This is a genomic window from Bacillus seohaeanensis, assembly GCF_042684945.1.
Classification (GTDB): Bacteria; Bacillota; Bacilli; order Bacillales; family Bacillaceae_B; genus Rossellomorea; species Rossellomorea seohaeanensis.
On record NZ_JBHUMF010000031.1, the window covers coordinates 579,499 to 598,804 of the forward strand.

A 19,306-nucleotide genomic window follows, 5' to 3' on the forward strand; every position below is an offset into this window, starting at 1 on the left:
TAGGTATTGTAGAAAATGTTAAATAGGTATATAGAAAAGAAGGCTGTAGTGCTGCAGCCTTCTTTCATTATGAATAAAACAATGCTTTACACCTATGATCGGTTTTGAGATGATAGTTTTAACGTTTACATGTTCGTTTACTACTCGCCTTTATTATCAAAGTAATTGTAAAATTTAATGGAAATTATGCAAATAAATTTGGAGGTAGATGCATTTGTCTTATTCAACAATACACCCATCTGAAGCCCGAGAAATGATCCGTAGAAACGAATGGATCAAACCTACTTCAGGCGTTTCGAACGGTTTTATCCAAGCAAATTTGGCTGTATTACCGAAAGAATTAGCTTTCGACTTTCTTCTCTTTTGTCAGCGTAATCCAAAGCCATGTCCAATTATTGACGTAACGGAGGCGGGGTCTGGAACCCCTGCTTTAGCAGCACCAAGCGGGGATATAAAAACGGACATACCCAAATATCGCATATACCGAAATGGTGAATTCGTGGAAGAAAGAACGGATGTTACGGATCTTTGGGATGAAAACATGGTTGGTTTTCTAATTGGCTGCAGCTTCACTTTTGAAGAAGCTCTTTTAACCAATGGAGTGCCAATCAGACATATTGAGGAAAAGTGTAATGTTCCTATGTATAAAACGAATATGCCATGTGTAAAGGCTGGCGTATTCGAAGGACCCATGGTCGTTAGCATGCGTCCAATGTCGGAAAAAGATGCGATTAGAGCGGTTCAAGTAACAAGCCGTTTTCCTTCCGTCCATGGAGCACCTGTTCATATTGGAAATCCAAGTGCAATTGGGATCAAAGATATTACCAAACCAGACTTCGGTGATAACGTCACGATTAAAGATGGAGAAGTTCCTGTATTCTGGGCCTGTGGTGTTACACCTCAAGCCGTCGCAATGCAAGTGAAACCTGAAATCATGATTACCCATGCACCAGGACATATGTTTATTACGGATTTAAAAAATGAGGAGTTTGCCATTTTATAAGAGGAAAAGAATTGTAAAGGAGTTCCCTCTTATTAGGGGAACTCCTTTACTGTAACTATTAAAAGTAAATTTTTTCTATACTTTTAACCTATCGTGATCAACATAACGTTCACCGTTGATTTCACTAATTATATTCATAACAGCAGCACTATTTCCAGCTGTAACGATAGTGTGTACACTTCCACCTGCCACTGTACCAGTAGCCCAGATTCCATTTTTATTTGTACGCCCTTCTTTATCTACTTCAATACTATTTTTTATCCTAGACCCCGTCCCTTGAGTTAACGTTAGCCTGATTTTTTCAGCAAGATTAGTTAATGCCCCTGTTGCAAATAAGGTATGACTCGCCTGAAATTCTTGATTATTCGTTTTAATTTTAAATCCATCACCTTCAAAAGCAATGTTCTCTACCTCATCTTCTACAAATCCAGCGCCAATTTACTTGCCTGCTTTAAAATAGATATTAGTGTCAAATTATTAATACCGCTATTTTGGAAATGGAAAAACAATCATTTACACCGGATAATGACTCTCTTATAATCTACTTAAATATATTAAATAATTTAAAAATTCAAATGCCTTATCTGAATTTTTATAGTTAAGCGGGAGGGGTTCATATGGTGGTTGAAAAGACTGAATACCGAGATCGTGTAAACAAAACGAAAGTAGAGATGCAAAACAGGGGCATGGATATTCTTATTAGTACGAACCCCGCAAACATGAATTATCTTTCGGGTTATGATGGTTACTCGTTTTATGTCATTCAAGGATTGATTATTTTGCTAGACGCAGATGAACCTATTTGGATTGGCAGAGAAATGGACACTCCCGGAGCAAAGTTTACTACTTGGTTAACTAATGAAAATATAATAGGATATGGTGACGATTACGTTCAGTCTGAAACGAAACATCCCATGCATTTTTTTGCTGATACTCTCAAAGAAAAAGGAATAACAAACAAGAAAATTGGCCTTGAATGGGGGCAGGACTCCTTCAATGCAACTTCATATTTTGAAATTAAAAAGAAACTCCCCAACTGTGAATGGATAGATGGATCATTTTTAGTAAATAAAGTGAGAATGATTAAATCGGAAACAGAAGTTCATTATTTGAAACTTGCAGGAGAGCTAACGGTCAATGCAATGAAGGTTGCAAAGGATTCTGTAGCAGAGGGAGTAAAGGAATCAGATGTAGCCGCTGATATATATAAGACCTTAATTGAGGGAACAAATGAATATGCTGGAGATTATCCTGCTATTATCCCTCTTATCTCTTCTGGAGAGAAAATAGCAGCTCCTCATTTGTCATGGACAAACCGTTCCTATAAAAAAGAGGAAATTGTTTCGCTCGAGTTATCGGGTTGTTTCCATCGCTACCATACACCTTTAGCAAGAACGATATATATAGGTACTCCTTCACAAGAATATATAGACACCGTCAATATTGTTCTAGAGGGTTTAAATGAAATGCTGAATTTTATTAGAGTGGGGGTCACTTGCAATGAGGTTGCCCAAAAGTGGAATAACGTATTATCGAAGTCTAGTATCACAAAGGATTCACGTGTTGGTTATCCGATTGGGATAGGGTATCCTCCAGATTGGGGTGAACAGACGCTAAGTATTCGACCTGGAGATCATCATATTTTGCAAAAAAACATGACTTTTCATATTTTACCTGCTCTTTTTCAAGAGGACAAAGGGTTTGTTATCAGTGAATCTATAAGAGTGACAGAAAATGGGTGTGAACGACTTGCTAAATTCCCACATGAGTTAGTTCTAAAATAAGTAACATGCACACCGTTGCTCGTATAGAAACAAGCTATCTGTCATAGAGGTCGGGCTACTAACAAAATATGCTCTGTGTTTTTAAGGGAGATTTCCTATGTGAAATCTCCTTTTTCAAATTATTATTTTCAACAGTATAACAAAAATTCAGAAAATTCATTTACAAATCAAAATGCGTGTTTTATAATGGGATTACGTTTTAAACGTTTAAAATATATTAAACAAAGTAAATCCAAATAGCAAAAAGAAATAGACCACTTTTTTATAAGATTACAACATAAAGATAGCTCCTATTACATCGTAACAACAACTACTCCTTCAAAGTGAATAAAACTTCCAGAAATGAGGATAAACAAAATAAGTACATAATAAAAGTTCTAGTAATCAGGTGTACGTACCTGTTGCGAATGAAGATATGAATAAAGTGGTTCAAAAAACACGATCAAGAATCCTTTTCATATAAGATAACCCTCACTTATGAAATTACACCCTATGTTTCAAGTAATTAAACTAGTTTATTAAGTTGTTTGTCATCTATACAAAGGTGACAAACAGTTATAATAAAAAAAATTAGGGAGTTGATTTATTAGATGAGAAAAGGCCGTTTTCTTTTAACACTTTTCACCCTGTTACTTTCGTTTGTATTAATAGCATGTTCTAATAACGAAACGGATGGAATCGCTGAACAATCTGGTTCAAAAAAGCAAGACGTTTTCGTTTTTGCTCGTGGTGGCGATGCCGTTTCATTAGATCCATCCGAAGTTACAGATAGTGAGTCAGAAAATGTTTCTCAAAGTATTCTCGAAACATTAGTTGCTTTCACAGAAGGGAAAACAACAGTTGAACCTCTACTAGCAACAGAGTGGAATATATCAGATGATGGTTTGACTTACACATTTACACTTCGTGAAGGTGTTAAGTTCCACGATGGAACTGATTTTAACGCAGAAGCTGTTGTATACAACTTTGACCGTTGGATGAATGCAAAAGATCAAGAAAGATTCTACATGTATGGGTCTGTTTTTGGTGGATTCAAGGGAGATGAAAATCATGTCCTTCAATCAGTAGAAGCTGTCGATGAATATATGGTTCAATTTACATTTACAAATCCAAAACCTACCTTTTTAAAAGACTTGGCGCTGACACCTTTCTCCATTTCAAGTCCTGCCGCGATAGAAAAATATGGCGAAGAATATGGAGATCATCCTGTAGGTACTGGTCCATTCACTTTTGAAGAATGGAGACGTAATGATCGTGTTACTTTAAGCAAGAATGAAAATTACTGGTTAGATGGTTATCCGAAGGTAAATCAAGTCATTTTCCGTACAATTCCAGAAAACTCTGCTCGCTTAAATGCTTTATTAAGCGGGGAAGTCGATATGATTGATGGACTCGACCCCAGAAATATTCCACAAATAGAAGAAAGTGAAGACTTCAAAATTCTATCAAGACCTCCTCTGAATATAGGGTATTTAGGATTAAATGTCACTAGAGAACCGCTAAACAATAAATTGGTCCGTCAAGCGTTAAATCACGCTGTAGATAAAGAAGCAATGATTGAGGCATTTTTCGCTGGACAAGGTACACCTGCTAAAAATCCAATTCCACCGACTGTAGATGGTTATAATGATGAAATCGAAGCTTATCCATATAATCCAGAAAAAGCAAAAACATTACTAGCAGAAGCTGGATTTGAAGATGGTTTCGAAATGGAATTATGGGCAATGCCGGTCCCTCGCCCCTATATGCCTGATGGACAAAAAGTGGCAGAATTCCTTCAGTCAAGCTTTGCAGAAATTGGTGTTAAAGCAGAGATTGTCACATATGAATGGGCTACGTATTTAGAAAAAACCAAAAAAGGAGAAGCAGATTCATTTCTGCTTGGTTGGACAGGTACAAATGGAGATGCTGATGACTTCATTAATACGTTATGGCATGGAGACAATATTGGGAGTATGAATTCCACTTACTATTCAAATGAAGAGCTAAATAAAATTTTAACGGAAGCAAGAACGATTTCAGATCAAGAAAAGCGTAAGGAACTTTACAAACATGCACAAGAAATTATGCATGAGGATGCTCCAATTATCCCTTTGGCTCACTCAACACCTATATTAGCTGCAAGAGCCGATATTACAGGATTTGATCCACATCCTACTGGAAGAGTTATCACTACTAAACTATCATTTGAGTAATAACCATTTCCCTAGGCGACTAATCACTCGCCTAGTTTTATCAATAGAAATTGGAAGAAAATCACCTATTTATTCAAATAAAGAAAGGGGTTTTTATTTTGTTACAAAAAGCTTTTGATCACCTAGAAAGTATTTATTCTGAAATGGTTGATATTAGGAGAGATTTACACATGAATCCGGAACTTTCTTTTCAAGAGAAAAGAACTCCTAAGTTCATCGCGAATTACTTAAAGGATTTAGGGTTAGAGGTAAAAACAAATGTTGGTGGCAATGGGGTGGTTGGATATTTAAAGGGAGGGAAGCCTGGTAAGACGATTGCTCTTCGTGCTGATTTCGATGCACTACCAATTGAGGACGAAAAAGATGTTCCATATAAATCGCAAGTTCCAGGTGTCATGCATGCATGTGGGCATGATATTCATACTGCTGCACTACTCGGAGTAGCGAAAGTTTTGAGTCCATTAAAAGAGGAACTTGCAGGAACGATTGTCTTTATACATCAACATGCGGAAGAACTGGCTCCCGGTGGTGCTATAGGAATGATTGAAGATGGATGTTTAGAAGGGGTGGATTTCGTTTACGGTGCTCATGTGGAAGTGAATTTTCCGATAGGTCAAGTAGCGGTTAATGACGGCTATGTTCAGGCAGCATCTGATTCATTTGATATTACGATAAATGGAAAAGGTGGGCATGGTGCAGAACCGCATCGTTCGATTGATCCTCTTGTTATTGGAAGTCACCTCGTTATCGATTTACAAAACATTGTAAGTAGACGGATTGATCCACTTCAGCCAGCAGTTGTGACAGTAGGCGCATTTAATAGTGGAGATGCTCATAATGTCATTCCTGATAAAGCTTATATAAAAGGAACGGTAAGGACGTATGATGCTAATGTAAGAGATCAGGTGGAAGAAGAACTAAATGTAATTGCGAAAAAAACAGCAGAAAAACACGGTGCTAGCATTGATGTTGACTATTCAAGAGGGTATATATCATTATATAACCACCCGAAAGAAACAGAATTTATTAAGAAACTTTCTACTGAGATTGTCGGAGACGAAAATGTAGCAATTAAACCAGCGGATATGGGTGGAGAAGATTTTGCCTATTATGTAGACAGAGTGCCAGGTACATTTTTCTGGGTAGGAGGAGGAAATCCTGAACTCAATGCGGTATACCCGCACCACCATCCAAAATTTGATGTAGACGAAAATTCGATGATTCTTATAGGTAAAGTCTTTATTTCGGCCGTTTTTAATAGCTAATATTCTATCATTAAAATAATGGAAACTTATTCCTCTCCACCCCTAAATATATTACAATTAAGAGCAGATAAGAGTGTCGCAAAAGACTTGAACTTCAACAAAGGGGGGATTCGCTTGAATGATACATTTAAAAAAATAAGGGATCAAATCATTGAATATAATTCAGAGAATCAAACATTATTTGCGATGCAGCCTACCGTTATGCGATTAATGTCTGTCATGTATTATTATGAAAAGCCCATGACATTAGATGATATGAAAGAACTCCTAGGGATGAGTAAAGCAAGCATGAGTAATGCTGTCAGAGAACTAGCTGAAATTGGTTTGGTGAAAAAGGTTTGGCGAAAAGGGGAACGAAAAGATGTATACAAAGTGGAAGAGGACAATTATGAAAGTTTCATCAAATACTTTTCTCATCACTGGAGCAAACGCTTAACCCCAAAGTCAACCTCGATGAAAAAAACAATTGATGAATTAATGGAGTTAAAGGATGAGGAAGACATTGATAAAGAAACCTTACTCCTAATAGAGAAAGACTTAGATAAGTTATATGCAGGGTTGGAATATATTGATTGGCTCAGTCGCGTTGTTGAATTATTTGCATCACATGAGATATTTGATTATGTTCCAATTAAAGAGATTAAAAGAGAGTATAAAAAAGAGAGTATAAACTAAATTTGACGTTGTATACTAGCAAAGCAAATAGCTCTTGAATCCAATACGATTTCAAGGGCTATTTTTTGCTAATGAATGATCGACGTGATTAAATACATATAAAATACGAGGTGAGAAAAAATGAACATAGAAAATATAGTGGTGGTAAGCCCCATGTACAAAGAAATACAAACGATTATCGAAACGAAAGTAATACAGAAGAATTTTCGTTACTTACCTGAAGAAGATGTGAAGCAAGCTGATTTAGTATGGGCTGATGCTTTTGTTTCTTTTAATACGAAAGCACATTATGATTATAGTCATGTAAAATGGGTCCATTCTCTTGGTGCAGGCGTCGATAGTTTTTTATTTAAGAAAGACTGGAATGAAGATGTATTGTTAACAAGAACCATCTGTTCCTTTGGACAAAGAATTGCGGAGTATTGCTTGAGTTATATACTAAAAGATTTACAGTTTCATGACCAATTCCAAACGTCCAAGTTACAAAAAAGGTGGCATCCCATAACCCCAGGATTATTGAATGAAAAAAAAGTAATGATCTATGGAACAGGCGAGATTGGACAAAAAACTGCGGAAATATTCTCTTCCTTAGGTGTCGACGTGTATGGCGTGTCACTGAGCGGGAAAGAGAAAGAATTTTTTAAAGCGGTATTTCCAGTTGATTCTCATTTTTCCCAATTGAGTAAGATGGATTACATTATTAATACCTTGCCGTTAACAGAGAAAACAGAGAATCTATTTGATGACAATATCTTTCAACAATTATCCCATGTAGGGTTTATTAATGTAGGGAGAGGCGCATCACTAGATGAAAAAGCTTTATTACATGCATTAAATACAAACCACGTAAGATTTGCTGTACTCGATGTATTTTCAAAAGAGCCCCTGCCGGAAGATAACCAATTATGGGACCATCCAAATGTATGGATCACACCGCATATATCAGCTGTAACCACACCAGACGAGGGAGTAGACCGTTTTATTGAAACACTAAAAAACATCGAAAATAAGAATCCACTTCATAATAAAGTAGATGTGAAAAGAGGCTTTTAAAGACTATTACCTAAAGCAATAGAAGGAGAGGACAAGGATTGGGTGAGAGCTAGTGGGTTAAATCAGATTTTATTTTCGTTAACGATAGTTTTATTATGTTAACAATCGGTAAGTTAAGTTGTAAAGAAACGTTTCTTGTGGAGTTTCTATTATTTATTATGTAGAAATAGTGCAGCTGAAAAAGAATTTTGAGAAAGAGGCAATTCGAGAAACAATGAAGAGGGCTTCTACCGGGATACGTACTATAGTTCAAAGATTCCACAAATTCAGATACCTATTTGTTATAATGGAAAAAAAGAATCCGTTTCAAACTGGAGTAACTGATTCCTAATAAAGAGAGGAGGAGTTATTAAATGAGTGATAAAACGAACGAGTCCTACGGATTATCACAAAAAGACTTTTTTACCTTTATCGTACTTAATAGTCTAGAGCATAAAGAATTACATGGTGCCGACCTTTATCGATTGGTTTTGGAATATGTTCCAAACAAACAACCAAGTCGCTCTAATTTTTACAACACACTTAAAAAATTAGAACGAGAAGGTTTGCTATCAACAAGAGTCGATGGCAAGAAAATTTATTATGCCATCACAGCAAAAGGAAAAGAAACTAAAAGTAACTTCTATGAGGAACATTACAGCAAGTTTAAAGCGATTAAACGCGTACTGGATATCTTTTATGCAGATGTAAAAGGAGAAAAAAAAGGCCCTATTAAACCTTTGAAGGACGAATATCGTGTCTTTTTCTCCAAATTAGTAAGTGTCCGTGATCTTATTAAATACGCCATTTTAAAAGAATTACTAAGCGGTTCATACGGAACGAAAAAACCTCGTTTCTACGTAAAAGACATGAGAGATACTATCAAACAAAAATACGGGTGGGATTCGTCGGTTAGCTACATATATGACATTGCTCATTTAATAGAAGAAGAGGATGGGTATCTAGTTGGAAAATGGGTGGATAAGGATGGCTTTGAAAGTAGCCGTCGGTTTAAACGTATCTACCAACTAACAGATGAAGGGGCAAAAGAGGCGGTTTTTAGGAGGATTTCGTCAGATGTAGCCAGTCGTATCGAGGAAGTTCGTAAAGTTATTACCTCTATTTTGGAAGTGTTTGATTCTCTGGAAAAAGCGTCCGCTAATAAAGAAAAGTTTCAATAGGAATATTACAACGTGTATTTAGTTCTCCTGCTTTACGCTAAAGAAAAGTAGCTGTAATGTTGTGCAAATTTCCGTCTACTCTACGCACTTTCATTCCAACTACTTTTCTTTTTTCATCCTGTATGTTCGATGGAATACTTGGCTGATTGCTACCATTTATTACTCGGGATAGAACTAACACTTCATTACTATTCTAAAATAGTAATCAAAAAGTATTAACCCGTTATTTTTTTCATTTTACCTGAAATAAGTTATTCTAAAATAATAAAAGCCTTCCTCCGTCTATGAACCAACCGTTTTTATAGAATCTACCTGAATGGGGTGTTTTTGTAAAAATGAAAGAATAGCTTGATTAAACGCTTCCCGTTTTTCTATTTTCCCTACATGACCTGCCTTTTTAATAAGTACATAATTAGAATTCGGTATTTTCTTATACATTTGCTTTTGGTTAAACACTCTACAAATTTTGTCTTTTTGATTAGCGATAATCAATGTTGGCGTATCTATTTCTGGTAATAGTTTTCGATAATCTATATTAGCGCATGCTTGCCATGCTGGGAGAAGCCCTTCGTGACTGTTTGACCAGATTTGCATTGTTTCATTAATAATGGCTTCGTCTTTAGAGTAAAGGCATGCCTTAGTAGCACGCAGTTTATACTCTTGATAACTTAAGTTTTCCATATCTTTTTTACGTTGCTTAAGAATCCAATTCCCTAACCATTTAGGTACATAAGAAAGCGAGTTAGCCAATACTAAAGATTGCACCTTATCCCGATTTATCCTATACAATTCCTGAGCAATAATCCCACCCATGGACAAACCACATATATGAGCCTTTTGAATATTTAGATGATCTAATAAGGCTAAAATATCACGAGCGTAAATTTCTATAGAAGGATTTTTATCATCACCTAATTCTGTCTTCCCAAACCCACGTAAATCTGGAATGATTAGATCATACTGGTCAGCAAGGTCATATTGACACCTCCAACCTTCCTTATGTTCGCCTATGCCATGAATAAGCACAAGCGGTTCACCACTACCAAACTTGTCGTAAAAAAGATTTACCCCATTAACAATTACATTTTTCACATTATTTCCCCTTTCTAGTAAAATACCATGTTTTGTATAAAAAAAGGAACGATTAACTAAATAAATTCACTTTATGTAAATGAACATGCATGTTATCTTGATTGACGCGTTCTAAGTAGAGATTCGTAGTCGAGATATCCGAATGACCGGCCCAATCCTTTACTACCGCGAGCGGGACATCATTTTCTAGCAGCATAGTAACAAAGGTGTGTCGAAACCAGTGCGGAGAAACTTTCCAATGCTTTCCAGCCAAATGAACAGCTTCCTTCACAATCTTATAAAGACTTGGATAGGTTAACCGCTTTTTATGTTCACACGGTTCTTTTTTATTGTATAGGGCGAAGAAAAGTGGACTAGTATCTTCAGGATTTATGTCAACGGACTCCCTAAGACTCCTGCGATAATCAAATAGCAGCTTTACCGTCTCTTCTTTGATAGGAATGGTTCGTGGCTTTTTCCCTTTACCAATTACATCCGCGTATAAATGACCTTGGCGATTATAACGAAAACTTCCCCAATTTAAACTTAAAAGCTCACTAGCACGAAGACCGGTCGTATAGAGAAGGTAGGCTATCAATAAATTACGTTTTTCCAACTGTTCACGATTTTGGTTTGCCTTTACAATCTTAGGAAAGAAGGAGATCAAATATTCCGCGTCCTTTTGATTTAATTCTCGGACTTGGACACGAGTTTGTGCCTCTTCTGGACGAGTTCCTTCCATTATATAGTGTCCTTTTTTCGACGTTGGTTTCGAAATCCAAGTAGAAAGGTGAGTTTTGTAAAATTGCGTTTCATATCCAAAGTCTAGTAACCTTCGAAAAAACTCTAATTTCCTTATCGCAGATTTAGCAGCATATTTTTCTTTAATATATTTATTGTAGGCTTTTACTTCTGGAAAACCGATGTCCTGGAAAGAAAGAGAATGATCCGTTAAAAAGATAAGCAGCGTTTTGGCATCTGAACGATACGCTTTGATCGTGTGAGGAGAAAGCCGCTTATCTGGAGTAAAGATTTTTTCTAGAAAAAACAATTCCAAAAAATCTTGCTCCGAACTATCCGCGAGGGAGAGGTTTCTATGTTCATCGAGCAAATGGTGCTGTTCTAATCTATTTTGCAATTGGGTTAAATATTGTTCACTTGTCAAATGACTCAGAAAGGTTAACTCATTCATTACTTAGTCTCCTAGATTTAATTTATTATAATCTTATTATGTATAGTAAAGATAATACTTACTTATCTTTACTTACATCTTATCATAGAATATAAGTTCTATATAAGGAATTCCCTCATAAAAATAGCTATTTTTCTAATGTCTGAGATTCGCTCTCAGACGAAATTAGTTTTGTTTTCTAATACCATTGGTCATTCGTTTCGCTACAGAGCTCATCAGAAGAATTAGGGGTTTTTGTTGAACTATTGTTGTATTAAAAACAGGAAATGAATTATTAAAAGGAACCAATACTCTTACTAGGAACTAATTTGGCAAGAACAAACAACTAAAAGAAGAGATAATGGTGGGTGTATAAATGCGTTATCACTGTTCCTATAAAAATGATAAGGTGATTGTTTAATACTTAGTTAACATGGAACTACCTCGATATAGTTCCATGCAAGAAGAAGAGCTGTTTAGCAAAACTTACATGAGGTAAAATGAAAAGTTACCTCTTTTTCTTTTTACTATCTTCTTGTGCAAGTAATTTCTTTTTAGTAGCTTGCTCCAACAGTACATGTACATGAAATTTATTTTCTCCCATTTGCTCCACACTTACAACTTTTCCTTTTCGACCTTTAATTTTTATATTCTCATCTACAGAAGGAATATGATTTAGCAGCTGACTTAATACAATGAATTTATTTTCAAAAAAATGAATGGTGACCATTTCAATCTCTCCTTATGATTCCAATTTATTCACAAAAAAGAGATGGGGTATTTATGTAGAAGGGTTTTTACCATCTCTTTATAAAATATTGCATATAACGTGGATTTAGACCAAAGTCTATACGGAATTCTTTCAAACTACTTCTAAAACAAGTACATGTAATCGTTCTTACTGCAGCACGAGCACAAACAGCAAAACATAATAAATACAGTACGTTAAACTTTCAATGAAAAAGGGACCACTTCTTACATTCATCTTTTAAGTAAGAAACCTTTCGGCGTGAAAAATTGGACAGATTTTTAACTTCGTAGAGACTTCCTAAACTGAGTTAAATTCAGCATAGTTGTATTACACTGCCCTTGTACAACATTATAAAGTTAAGCGAAAAAAAGGGTTATAAAACAAAAGAAAGAAATAATAGAATTAAAAGCAAAAGGAAACGTGTTAGGATTACTAGTCAAAATCACAAGAACAAACGGCAGGAGGAAATGATTCACTACTGTAAAATAGCGGCGTAAAAATAAAAAACAATAAACGTACGCTTTAAAACGGGGAGGAAGGATTATTATGTTGTTTCAAAATGGAAATCTAAAGGTTCGAAAATTAGAAGAAAAGGATCGTTACTTGTTAGCAAAATGGCTTTCGAACCCATTGGTTCTTGCGTTTTATGAAGGGAGGGATAACGCTTTTGACTTAGACAAAGTAAAGAAAGTTTTTTATTCTTCCAAAGATGATGAAGGTAAATGTATGGTAGAATTTGGTGGTAACGAAATAGGATATATTCAATTCTATCCATTAGATGATGCTAGGAAAAGAGAATATGGATATTTCAACGAAAACATTTATGGTATAGACCAATTTATAGGTGAAGTAGAGTATTGGAATAAAGGGATTGGAACATTACTTGTTACATCTATGGTTAAATATTTGATGGATCATAAAAAAGCAGTCAGAGTAGTGATGGATCCTCAAACAAGAAATACGAGAGCGATAAAATGTTACGAGAAATGTGGGTTTAAAAAGGTTCGAATACTTCCGAATCATGAACTTCACGAAGGAAAATATCACGATTGTTGGTTGATTGAATATCACAAATGAAATACCTCTTCAACAGGAGTAGTCACTTTGTTATTACACTTTAAATGGGGGCTGGAACTACCAATGATCAAAGCAGTTATATTTGATTTAGATGGAACATTATTGAATAGAGATGAGTCTGTAAAACTGTTTATTGAAAGACAATATAATAGATTCAATAAGATAATAGGCCACATTCCAAAAGAGAAGTATGTGACAAGATTTATAGAATTGGATAAGCGTGGGTATGTTTGGAAAGATAAAGTCTATCAACAATTAGTCGATGCGTTTGCTATTACTGAAATAACTTGGGAAGAACTGCTTCAAGATTATATTAGAGAATTTAAGGATAGTTGCATCCCTTTTCCAAATCTTACTAAAATGTTACAAGAACTAAAAAGGAAGGATTTGCTTTTAGGAATCATTACAAACGGTTACGGACAGTTTCAGATGGAGAATATTAAGGGATTAGGCATAGAAAAGTATTTTGATGTTATTTTAGTATCCGAATGGGAAGGAATGAAAAAGCCGGACCCTCGGATATTTAACAAAGCATTAACAAAACTTAATGTCTCGCCTGATGAAAGTATATTTATGGGTGACCACCCAGAAAAGGATGTTCATGGTGCAAAGAAAGTTGGGATTAAAGGGGTTTGGAAGAAAGACTCTCAATGGAAGCATGTCAAAGCAGACTATATAGTTGATGATTTATTAGAATTACCTTTGATGATCGGAAAGTTAAACAGACAGTACAGTGAACCTTGTTAAACTAAGAGGAGAAGCATTCAAGAGCTGGAGTTGTTATTTAGCATATTGCTTATTTCGTTAAAGCGGTTAGGATTATTACATAAGGGAAGTTGAATTTTTCATAGAGATAGGGGGATATAAATGGAGTTCACTATTCGTAAGATGCAGAAAAATGATATACAACAGGTTCAACAGGTAGCTAAAAAGAGTTGGAATACCACTTACAAAGGAATCATTCCGCTTGCAATTCAAGAAAATTTTCTATCATCGGCTTACAATGATGACATGATGCAAAAGCGATTAAAAGTTTCTTTTTTATATGTTTCAGAAGTTGAAGGGAAAATTATTGGGTTTGCTAACTTCTCTCCTGTAAAAGAAGGGGGAGAGGCGGAACTTGGAGCTATCTATTTATATCCAGAGTATCAAAGGAAGGGGATTGGAACAGCTTTATTACAAGAAGGGATAAATAACTTAAAAGATGTAAAGAAAGTTTTTATAAACGTAGAAAAAGATAATACAATTGGAACAAAGTTTTATGAGGCCAAAGGATTTGGCATTGTTTCGGAATTTGATGATAATCTTAACGGACATATCACGAAAATGTTAAGAATGGTCTTAGAAGTGTAATTTAGTCTTTTTGCTTTTATTTCATTAAAGTAGATGCAGCGCATTAGTACAACCAGTGGTCTTCTTTTACTATAGGGGTAGAAAAACATTAATAAAGTAATAGGAACGATGGATTGATTGATGCAAGTGAATGGAATATAATGGCGTAATATTTATTTTTAGGACGGGAGGATACATGATGAAGCAAAAAGATGCTGTTAGAGCCATTTCACAGAGTTTGATGAAGGATAAGCGGGTGAAGGCAATCTTTTTAAAAGGTTCCATGGGCAGAGGAGAATATGATGAATATTCAGATGTAGACCTTTACTGTCTTGTAGAGGAAAAAGATGAAGAGACATTTTTGACTCAACGAATACAACATTTAGAGTCTTATAGAAAAATATTGTTTTATGAAGACTTCTTTATCATCGCGCCGCAAATAATAGCAGTTTATGATAATCTTCTTCATGTTGATTTATTTACTGTCACGGAAAAGAGCTTCAAAGAAAAGGATTTTTTTCATGTGTTGTATGATCCAGAAGAGCGGCTATCTAAATTTCAACCCTCTCAAAATTTGCTCCTTTCCTCAGAAGAGTTTAGTGGTTGCGCCTATGATGTAGCTTGGTATCTATTTCAATATAATAAGGCAAATCAAAGAGGCAATGACTTATGGGCTGTGGAAATGTTGCAACATGTTATGGTCAACCTGTCTAAAGTGTTGCTACATAGATATAAACCAGAAAGAGCTCAATTGGGATTAAAAAGTCTTGAATCGCTTTTGCCGTCTATTCAACTTGATAAAGTAAAAACAATTTTCACGTATATAACACCTAATTCTCATCAAAAGTCGGTGCATTACGTAATTAACTTATTGAGTGATGAAATCGATTGGATAGAATCCAATGTGGAAAAGGATGCCCAAGCTGGCCCGTTTATAAGGATGATGATAAACCTGCTAAATCAGTCAAAAGAGGCAATCAACAAGGGATAAAAATCACCTAGCTGTTTGTCGGCACCTTGATAAATTGGTGAATATAATTCCTTTTGTTCTGAATAAAATCATTACTACAAATTATCATTTACGATAGGAACACCATTTTATTATCCTAAAATAATATTTTGGAAGTATTACCCCGTTATTTTTTTCATTTTATCTATAATAAACTATTCTAAAATAATATTAATCCTTAAAATCTATTTTCACTAAATAGAGAGGACGTCACTTTTATTTGTGGCGTCTTATTTTAATAGGAATACTTCCATTCACTCATTCATGAGCATTTTTTCTTATAATAATTCACTTTCTCCGCCACAAAGAACATACGTTTGGTATAATAGGAGTAATAAGGGAAAGGAGATGAAGCCTATGAGTACAAAACGAAGAGACCCTTAGTTCTTATAAGTCAGGAGTATGTACAGAGCGGATTGCGAAAAAAGCCAATAGTGCAGACAGGATATAAGTTCTATATTATAAGGGGCTACTTTCATAAAGATAGCTATTTTTACAATGTCTGAGATTTGCGCTCAGTTAAAATTAGTTTTTTTTACTATCCACTCTATCATTCATTTTAACAGGTGTAGAACAGTTTAAAGTATAAGAATAGGAGAGATGTATATGCCAAGAAATCCTGGCATGGATGACGAAGCGATTATTAAAATGTATAAAAGCGGGATGCCCTTTAAAGAGATGGTACCAATCATTGGAATTTCTGAACGTGCAATTCGGAATATAATGTACAAGCATGGAGTAGAAATGAACCGCAAGCAATTTTCAGGTCAGCCTCGTAAGCACAAAGTGAATGAAGATTTCTTTAAAATATGGACAAATGAGATGGCGTGGGTATTAGGGATTTTTGTGACAGATGGACATGTTAATAATACTATTCATAGCATTGCATTCTCTCAAAAAGATGAAACTATTCTTCGTTTAATAGCAAATCTTATGGAAGCAGATTATGTGTTAGCACCCACCGGTCCTACAAAGACCACTCCAACATTACTTATTAACTCGAAAGAAATTAAAAAAGATCTTGCAAATTTAGGGATATTAGCAAATAAATCATTAACAGTTCCATTTCCAGATGTACCTGAAGAGTTTTTGCCGTCATTTGTGAGAGGTGTTATTGATGGAGATGGGTGGGTCCAAAAAACAGGATATGTTATGAATGTCACTTCAGGTAGCAGAATTTTTGCTGAAGGTCTTTTATCTGTATTTCAATCATGGAAGTTGCGCTCTGAAATTACTTCTGTAATCAGTCAAACAGGAAATTCCATTTATCGTATTTGGGTTAAAGGAAAATATGACCTTCCTAAGCTTGCAAAGATTATATATAATGATGCTACTGATAATTATATTTCATATAAAAAAGATTACATGACGCAACGTGCACAGAAGAATAATTAGGATTATAGCGAAAAGGAGAAGTTTATTATGTGGAAATTAGTTAATGGAAGATTAATTCAAACAACAGATGTTTCAAGGGTCAAATTTAGAACTAATATTAGTAAATCCTTACTTGATCAATTAAATACTATCGCAGTTGAAAATGACACTCACGTTAACTATCTGCTTGAAAGTGGATTACAGACTGTTTTGTCCCAAGGAGTTATTACTTTTAACAAAGATTCCAGACCAAAGGATAGAATTCAATATAAAACAACGTATGATAAAGAATTGTTAAATGAAGTTAAGGCGTTTGCAAAAAATCATCATTTATATATAAATGATGTGATTGAATATAGTGTTCAATTTATTGATTTTGATAATATCAAAAATATTAGTTACAAACACAGGGTAGAGTAATGTAGACTTTATTACTTTATCCAACATTATCAAAACGCCCCGACCATAATATATATTACAGGAAGATAATAAAATCATTTTAATTCTGTCTCATACCAAAAGTATACTACTTATATTGAGACAGAATTAAAAAATCAACTTTTATACATTAATCACTTTTGTAGATTAACTTTAGACTTTCCCGTCGATGATTTTCCAGTGATCATGAACTATTAATAACTTTCATCGGAAAATCTTAAGCAAATAAATTTGATGATTTAATTCACTTATATTTTTATTAATAAACCCTTCTTTTTTCACTCAGCTAGTTCGTCTAGCAGGCAAATTCCCTTTAATCTCCCACTAATCCACCAATTAGTTAACATAATAAGGTTATATTATACTTTTCTCCATTACATCAATATCGGGGTTGACTTTTAATAATTCTTCAATGAACTTTTGTTTATCTTTTGGTGAGATTAATGCCATTCCGGAAGACCATACAGATTTATTACTTTGGAGTCCTCCTTTTTTATTAGTTTTGTTGTATTGGATTTCTAAGCGGTCTATAGAAAGCGCTGGGCTAGATAATGGATTATTTGTTGGCTTAACGGATTGAATAGAATGAATATTTATAGTGTATCGTATCGGCCCTGAAACAATTTTTAAATATTCCCCTTGTATTTCATAATAAGTTGCAAATACTACCCAAATAATAAATATCGTTAATGGGATTGTGATAACTGCTGTTGGCCAAGGAGATTCTTCTACATTAAAGTCAACAAACCGCTGTGCAATCTCTACATCAACAAATAGCATAATGGTCGTAAAAATCATCAATATACATACCGCTAGTAGAATTGGAAATAAAATAACCCCTTTTTTTGAGTGAAATTTCATTTGAGTTCCTCCCTTTTTTCATTATTTAATTACAACACCCTTTGATTCAAGATTGCACCTTATCATGAAAACTCCCCTTGATTACTTTGTTTTATTTCCTTTTTTCTATGTTCTCTATCGTATTCTATTCTGATGTACATGGAGGATCTGAAGAATAAAAGAAGGTGCATCATTTATTGTGAGGCTAGGTGAAATGGATTGCCTATAAGGAGACTACATCAATTTTACCCTATATAAAAAAGTTTGAGGAGTATAGTTACTCCTCAAACTCAAATACATTGTGCAAAGTAGGCTAGTTGTTGTTTTTATTTCCTCCATTTTGCTCTTTTAATTCTTTCCATTCAATCTTCATTAGGTTCCATTTGTTATTTTCGTAATACCAATAAGAAAAAACATCTCCAATGGCATCTGCATGATAAGCACCGCTAATTCTTTGAGTCGCTTTAAGTCCCTTCCCTTTCTTATCCGCTATTTTAACAGGTTCAAAAAAGGCGTAAGGGAGAACCATTAATTCTGTAGGTTCATTTAACTTTCCATCAATGTATAAGCCTAAGCGGTCATAATCCTTTTTTCTATCTTTTAAGTCTACTGTGTAGGATTGATTCGTATCCGTAAACTTGATGACCGCTTTATAATCGTCTTGAAATTGAGCTTGTATCGTTAATTCATCTGGTAGCCCGATATCTACTAGTTTATCGTCAACAAGTGTATGTAGTGATGTATTGTAAAGCCCTCCACTTCCACCTGTTGCAGATGATTCAAGAAGATCCTTCACACCATCGTGATTCAAATCGACAAATTGAATTTTTGGTTCGTATCCTCCTTCATAATCTATCCGAAACTGTTTTCCTTCCGATGTTTTAATTTCTGCCCAAATCTCTTTTAGAAATTTTGTATCACTCGAGTAAGGGATTCCTTTTAGTTCAATGACATCTTTTTTGCCGTCTCCGGTTACATCCACATTATAGGTATGAATGACCATTTCCTTTCCTTCTTCGATTTTCTGTTCCTCTGCAAAACTTCCCGCTATCGCATGCAAAGACATATAGAAGAAAGCTGCAAAAGCAAAGAGCATTTCTTTCCGCAT

At 34.9% G+C, this 19,306-nt stretch carries 19 protein-coding genes; 13 read left to right on the forward strand and 6 right to left on the reverse strand.

Features of this window, described 5'->3' with window-relative positions; translation table 11 throughout:
* The first annotated feature begins 208 nt into the window (after positions 1-208).
* Positions 209-1,003 (forward strand): putative hydro-lyase, encoded by a 795-nt coding sequence (locus ACFSUL_RS16190; protein ID WP_377936976.1) that lies wholly within the window; start codon positions 209-211, stop codon positions 1,001-1,003.
* A 75-nt stretch (positions 1,004-1,078) separates the two neighbouring features.
* On the opposite strand, the gene ACFSUL_RS16195 is transcribed toward ACFSUL_RS16190, so the two are convergent.
* Entirely contained in the window at positions 1,079-1,441 is a 363-nt protein-coding gene (locus ACFSUL_RS16195) for an FAD-dependent oxidoreductase (protein ID WP_377937732.1), read from the reverse strand.
* Between the two features lie 179 nt (positions 1,442-1,620).
* Here ACFSUL_RS16195 and ACFSUL_RS16200 point away from each other — a divergent pair, with 179 nt between their 5' ends.
* From ACFSUL_RS16200 to ACFSUL_RS16225, 6 genes are all read left to right on the forward strand, one after another.
* Positions 1,621-2,787, forward strand: a complete 1,167-nt coding sequence (locus ACFSUL_RS16200; protein ID WP_377936977.1) for a M24 family metallopeptidase — start codon at positions 1,621-1,623, stop codon at positions 2,785-2,787.
* Between the two features lie 590 nt (positions 2,788-3,377).
* Complete coding sequence (locus tag ACFSUL_RS16205) at positions 3,378-4,982, forward strand: ABC transporter substrate-binding protein (RefSeq protein WP_377936978.1); 1,605 nt, start codon at positions 3,378-3,380, stop codon at positions 4,980-4,982.
* A gap of 98 nt (positions 4,983-5,080) precedes the next feature.
* A complete protein-coding gene (locus tag ACFSUL_RS16210; protein ID WP_377936979.1) occupies positions 5,081-6,247 on the forward strand; it encodes a M20 family metallopeptidase in 1,167 nt (388 codons plus the stop codon).
* A 114-nt stretch (positions 6,248-6,361) separates the two neighbouring features.
* The gene (locus ACFSUL_RS16215; protein ID WP_377936980.1) at positions 6,362-6,922 is read left to right on the forward strand and encodes a GbsR/MarR family transcriptional regulator; all 561 of its coding nucleotides are present in this window, start codon (positions 6,362-6,364) and stop codon (positions 6,920-6,922) included.
* Between the two features lie 153 nt (positions 6,923-7,075).
* Entirely contained in the window at positions 7,076-7,975 is a 900-nt protein-coding gene (locus tag ACFSUL_RS16220; RefSeq protein WP_377936981.1) for a D-2-hydroxyacid dehydrogenase, read from the forward strand.
* Between the two features lie 353 nt (positions 7,976-8,328).
* Positions 8,329-9,135, forward strand: a complete 807-nt coding sequence (locus ACFSUL_RS16225) for a helix-turn-helix transcriptional regulator (RefSeq protein ID WP_377936982.1) — start codon at positions 8,329-8,331, stop codon at positions 9,133-9,135.
* A gap of 282 nt (positions 9,136-9,417) precedes the next feature.
* Here the strand turns inward: ACFSUL_RS16225 and ACFSUL_RS16230 are convergent, their stop codons facing one another.
* The 3 genes from ACFSUL_RS16230 to ACFSUL_RS16240 form a co-directional block, all read right to left on the reverse strand.
* Positions 9,418-10,227 carry an alpha/beta fold hydrolase gene (locus tag ACFSUL_RS16230; protein WP_377936983.1) on the reverse strand — a complete coding sequence of 270 codons (810 nt, stop codon included), beginning with the start codon at positions 10,225-10,227 and terminating at the stop codon, positions 9,418-9,420.
* A 52-nt stretch (positions 10,228-10,279) separates the two neighbouring features.
* Positions 10,280-11,398, reverse strand: a complete 1,119-nt coding sequence (locus ACFSUL_RS16235; RefSeq protein WP_377936984.1) for a tyrosine-type recombinase/integrase — start codon at positions 11,396-11,398, stop codon at positions 10,280-10,282.
* Between the two features lie 487 nt (positions 11,399-11,885).
* Positions 11,886-12,107: a hypothetical protein gene (locus ACFSUL_RS16240; protein ID WP_377936985.1), complete on the reverse strand. Its 222-nt coding sequence runs from the start codon at positions 12,105-12,107 to the stop codon at positions 11,886-11,888.
* Positions 12,108-12,674: 567 nt separating this feature from the next.
* Here ACFSUL_RS16240 and ACFSUL_RS16245 point away from each other — a divergent pair.
* From ACFSUL_RS16245 to ACFSUL_RS16270, 6 genes are all read left to right on the forward strand, one after another.
* Positions 12,675-13,205 carry a GNAT family N-acetyltransferase gene (locus ACFSUL_RS16245; RefSeq protein WP_377936986.1) on the forward strand — a complete coding sequence of 177 codons (531 nt, stop codon included), beginning with the start codon at positions 12,675-12,677 and terminating at the stop codon, positions 13,203-13,205.
* A 63-nt stretch (positions 13,206-13,268) separates the two neighbouring features.
* Entirely contained in the window at positions 13,269-13,952 is a 684-nt protein-coding gene (locus ACFSUL_RS16250; protein WP_377937734.1) for an HAD family hydrolase, read from the forward strand.
* 120 nt (positions 13,953-14,072) lie between these two features.
* Entirely contained in the window at positions 14,073-14,558 is a 486-nt protein-coding gene (locus ACFSUL_RS16255; protein ID WP_377936987.1) for a GNAT family N-acetyltransferase, read from the forward strand.
* A 178-nt stretch (positions 14,559-14,736) separates the two neighbouring features.
* The gene (locus ACFSUL_RS16260; RefSeq protein WP_377936988.1) at positions 14,737-15,528 is read left to right on the forward strand and encodes a nucleotidyltransferase domain-containing protein; all 792 of its coding nucleotides are present in this window, start codon (positions 14,737-14,739) and stop codon (positions 15,526-15,528) included.
* A 624-nt stretch (positions 15,529-16,152) separates the two neighbouring features.
* On the forward strand, positions 16,153-16,941 hold the full coding sequence (locus ACFSUL_RS16265) for an LAGLIDADG family homing endonuclease (protein ID WP_377936989.1): 789 nt from the start codon (positions 16,153-16,155) through the stop codon (positions 16,939-16,941).
* A 27-nt stretch (positions 16,942-16,968) separates the two neighbouring features.
* Positions 16,969-17,340 (forward strand): rRNA methyltransferase, encoded by a 372-nt coding sequence (locus tag ACFSUL_RS16270; protein ID WP_071412377.1) that lies wholly within the window; start codon positions 16,969-16,971, stop codon positions 17,338-17,340.
* A 372-nt stretch (positions 17,341-17,712) separates the two neighbouring features.
* Here ACFSUL_RS16270 and ACFSUL_RS16275 read toward each other — a convergent pair whose 3' ends face one another.
* A complete protein-coding gene (locus ACFSUL_RS16275; RefSeq protein ID WP_377936990.1) occupies positions 17,713-18,219 on the reverse strand; it encodes a PH domain-containing protein in 507 nt (168 codons plus the stop codon).
* Between the two features lie 292 nt (positions 18,220-18,511).
* Positions 18,512-19,306: a hypothetical protein gene (locus ACFSUL_RS16280; protein ID WP_377936991.1), complete on the reverse strand. Its 795-nt coding sequence runs from the start codon at positions 19,304-19,306 to the stop codon at positions 18,512-18,514.

Bases quoted from the DNA above. Each gene is read 5' to 3' on its own strand.
- ACFSUL_RS16265 (WP_377936989.1), top strand. From the start codon at position 16,153: ATGCCAAGAAATCCTGGCATGGATGACGAAGCGATTATTAAAATGTAT.
- ACFSUL_RS16190 (WP_377936976.1), top strand. From the start codon at position 209: ATGCATTTGTCTTATTCAACAATACACCCATCTGAAGCCCGAGAAATG.
- ACFSUL_RS16235 (WP_377936984.1), bottom strand. From the start codon at position 11,398: ATGAATGAGTTAACCTTTCTGAGTCATTTGACAAGTGAACAATATTTA.
- ACFSUL_RS16240 (WP_377936985.1), bottom strand. From the start codon at position 12,107: ATGGTCACCATTCATTTTTTTGAAAATAAATTCATTGTATTAAGTCAG.
- ACFSUL_RS16280 (WP_377936991.1), bottom strand. From the start codon at position 19,306: ATGCGGAAAGAAATGCTCTTTGCTTTTGCAGCTTTCTTCTATATGTCT.
- ACFSUL_RS16245 (WP_377936986.1), top strand. From the start codon at position 12,675: ATGTTGTTTCAAAATGGAAATCTAAAGGTTCGAAAATTAGAAGAAAAG.
- ACFSUL_RS16250 (WP_377937734.1), top strand. From the start codon at position 13,269: ATGATCAAAGCAGTTATATTTGATTTAGATGGAACATTATTGAATAGA.
- ACFSUL_RS16225 (WP_377936982.1), top strand. From the start codon at position 8,329: ATGAGTGATAAAACGAACGAGTCCTACGGATTATCACAAAAAGACTTT.
- ACFSUL_RS16220 (WP_377936981.1), top strand. From the start codon at position 7,076: ATGTACAAAGAAATACAAACGATTATCGAAACGAAAGTAATACAGAAG.
- ACFSUL_RS16275 (WP_377936990.1), bottom strand. From the start codon at position 18,219: ATGAAATTTCACTCAAAAAAAGGGGTTATTTTATTTCCAATTCTACTA.
- ACFSUL_RS16255 (WP_377936987.1), top strand. From the start codon at position 14,073: ATGGAGTTCACTATTCGTAAGATGCAGAAAAATGATATACAACAGGTT.
- ACFSUL_RS16270 (WP_071412377.1), top strand. From the start codon at position 16,969: ATGTGGAAATTAGTTAATGGAAGATTAATTCAAACAACAGATGTTTCA.
- ACFSUL_RS16200 (WP_377936977.1), top strand. From the start codon at position 1,621: ATGGTGGTTGAAAAGACTGAATACCGAGATCGTGTAAACAAAACGAAA.
- ACFSUL_RS16205 (WP_377936978.1), top strand. From the start codon at position 3,378: ATGAGAAAAGGCCGTTTTCTTTTAACACTTTTCACCCTGTTACTTTCG.
- ACFSUL_RS16260 (WP_377936988.1), top strand. From the start codon at position 14,737: ATGAAGCAAAAAGATGCTGTTAGAGCCATTTCACAGAGTTTGATGAAG.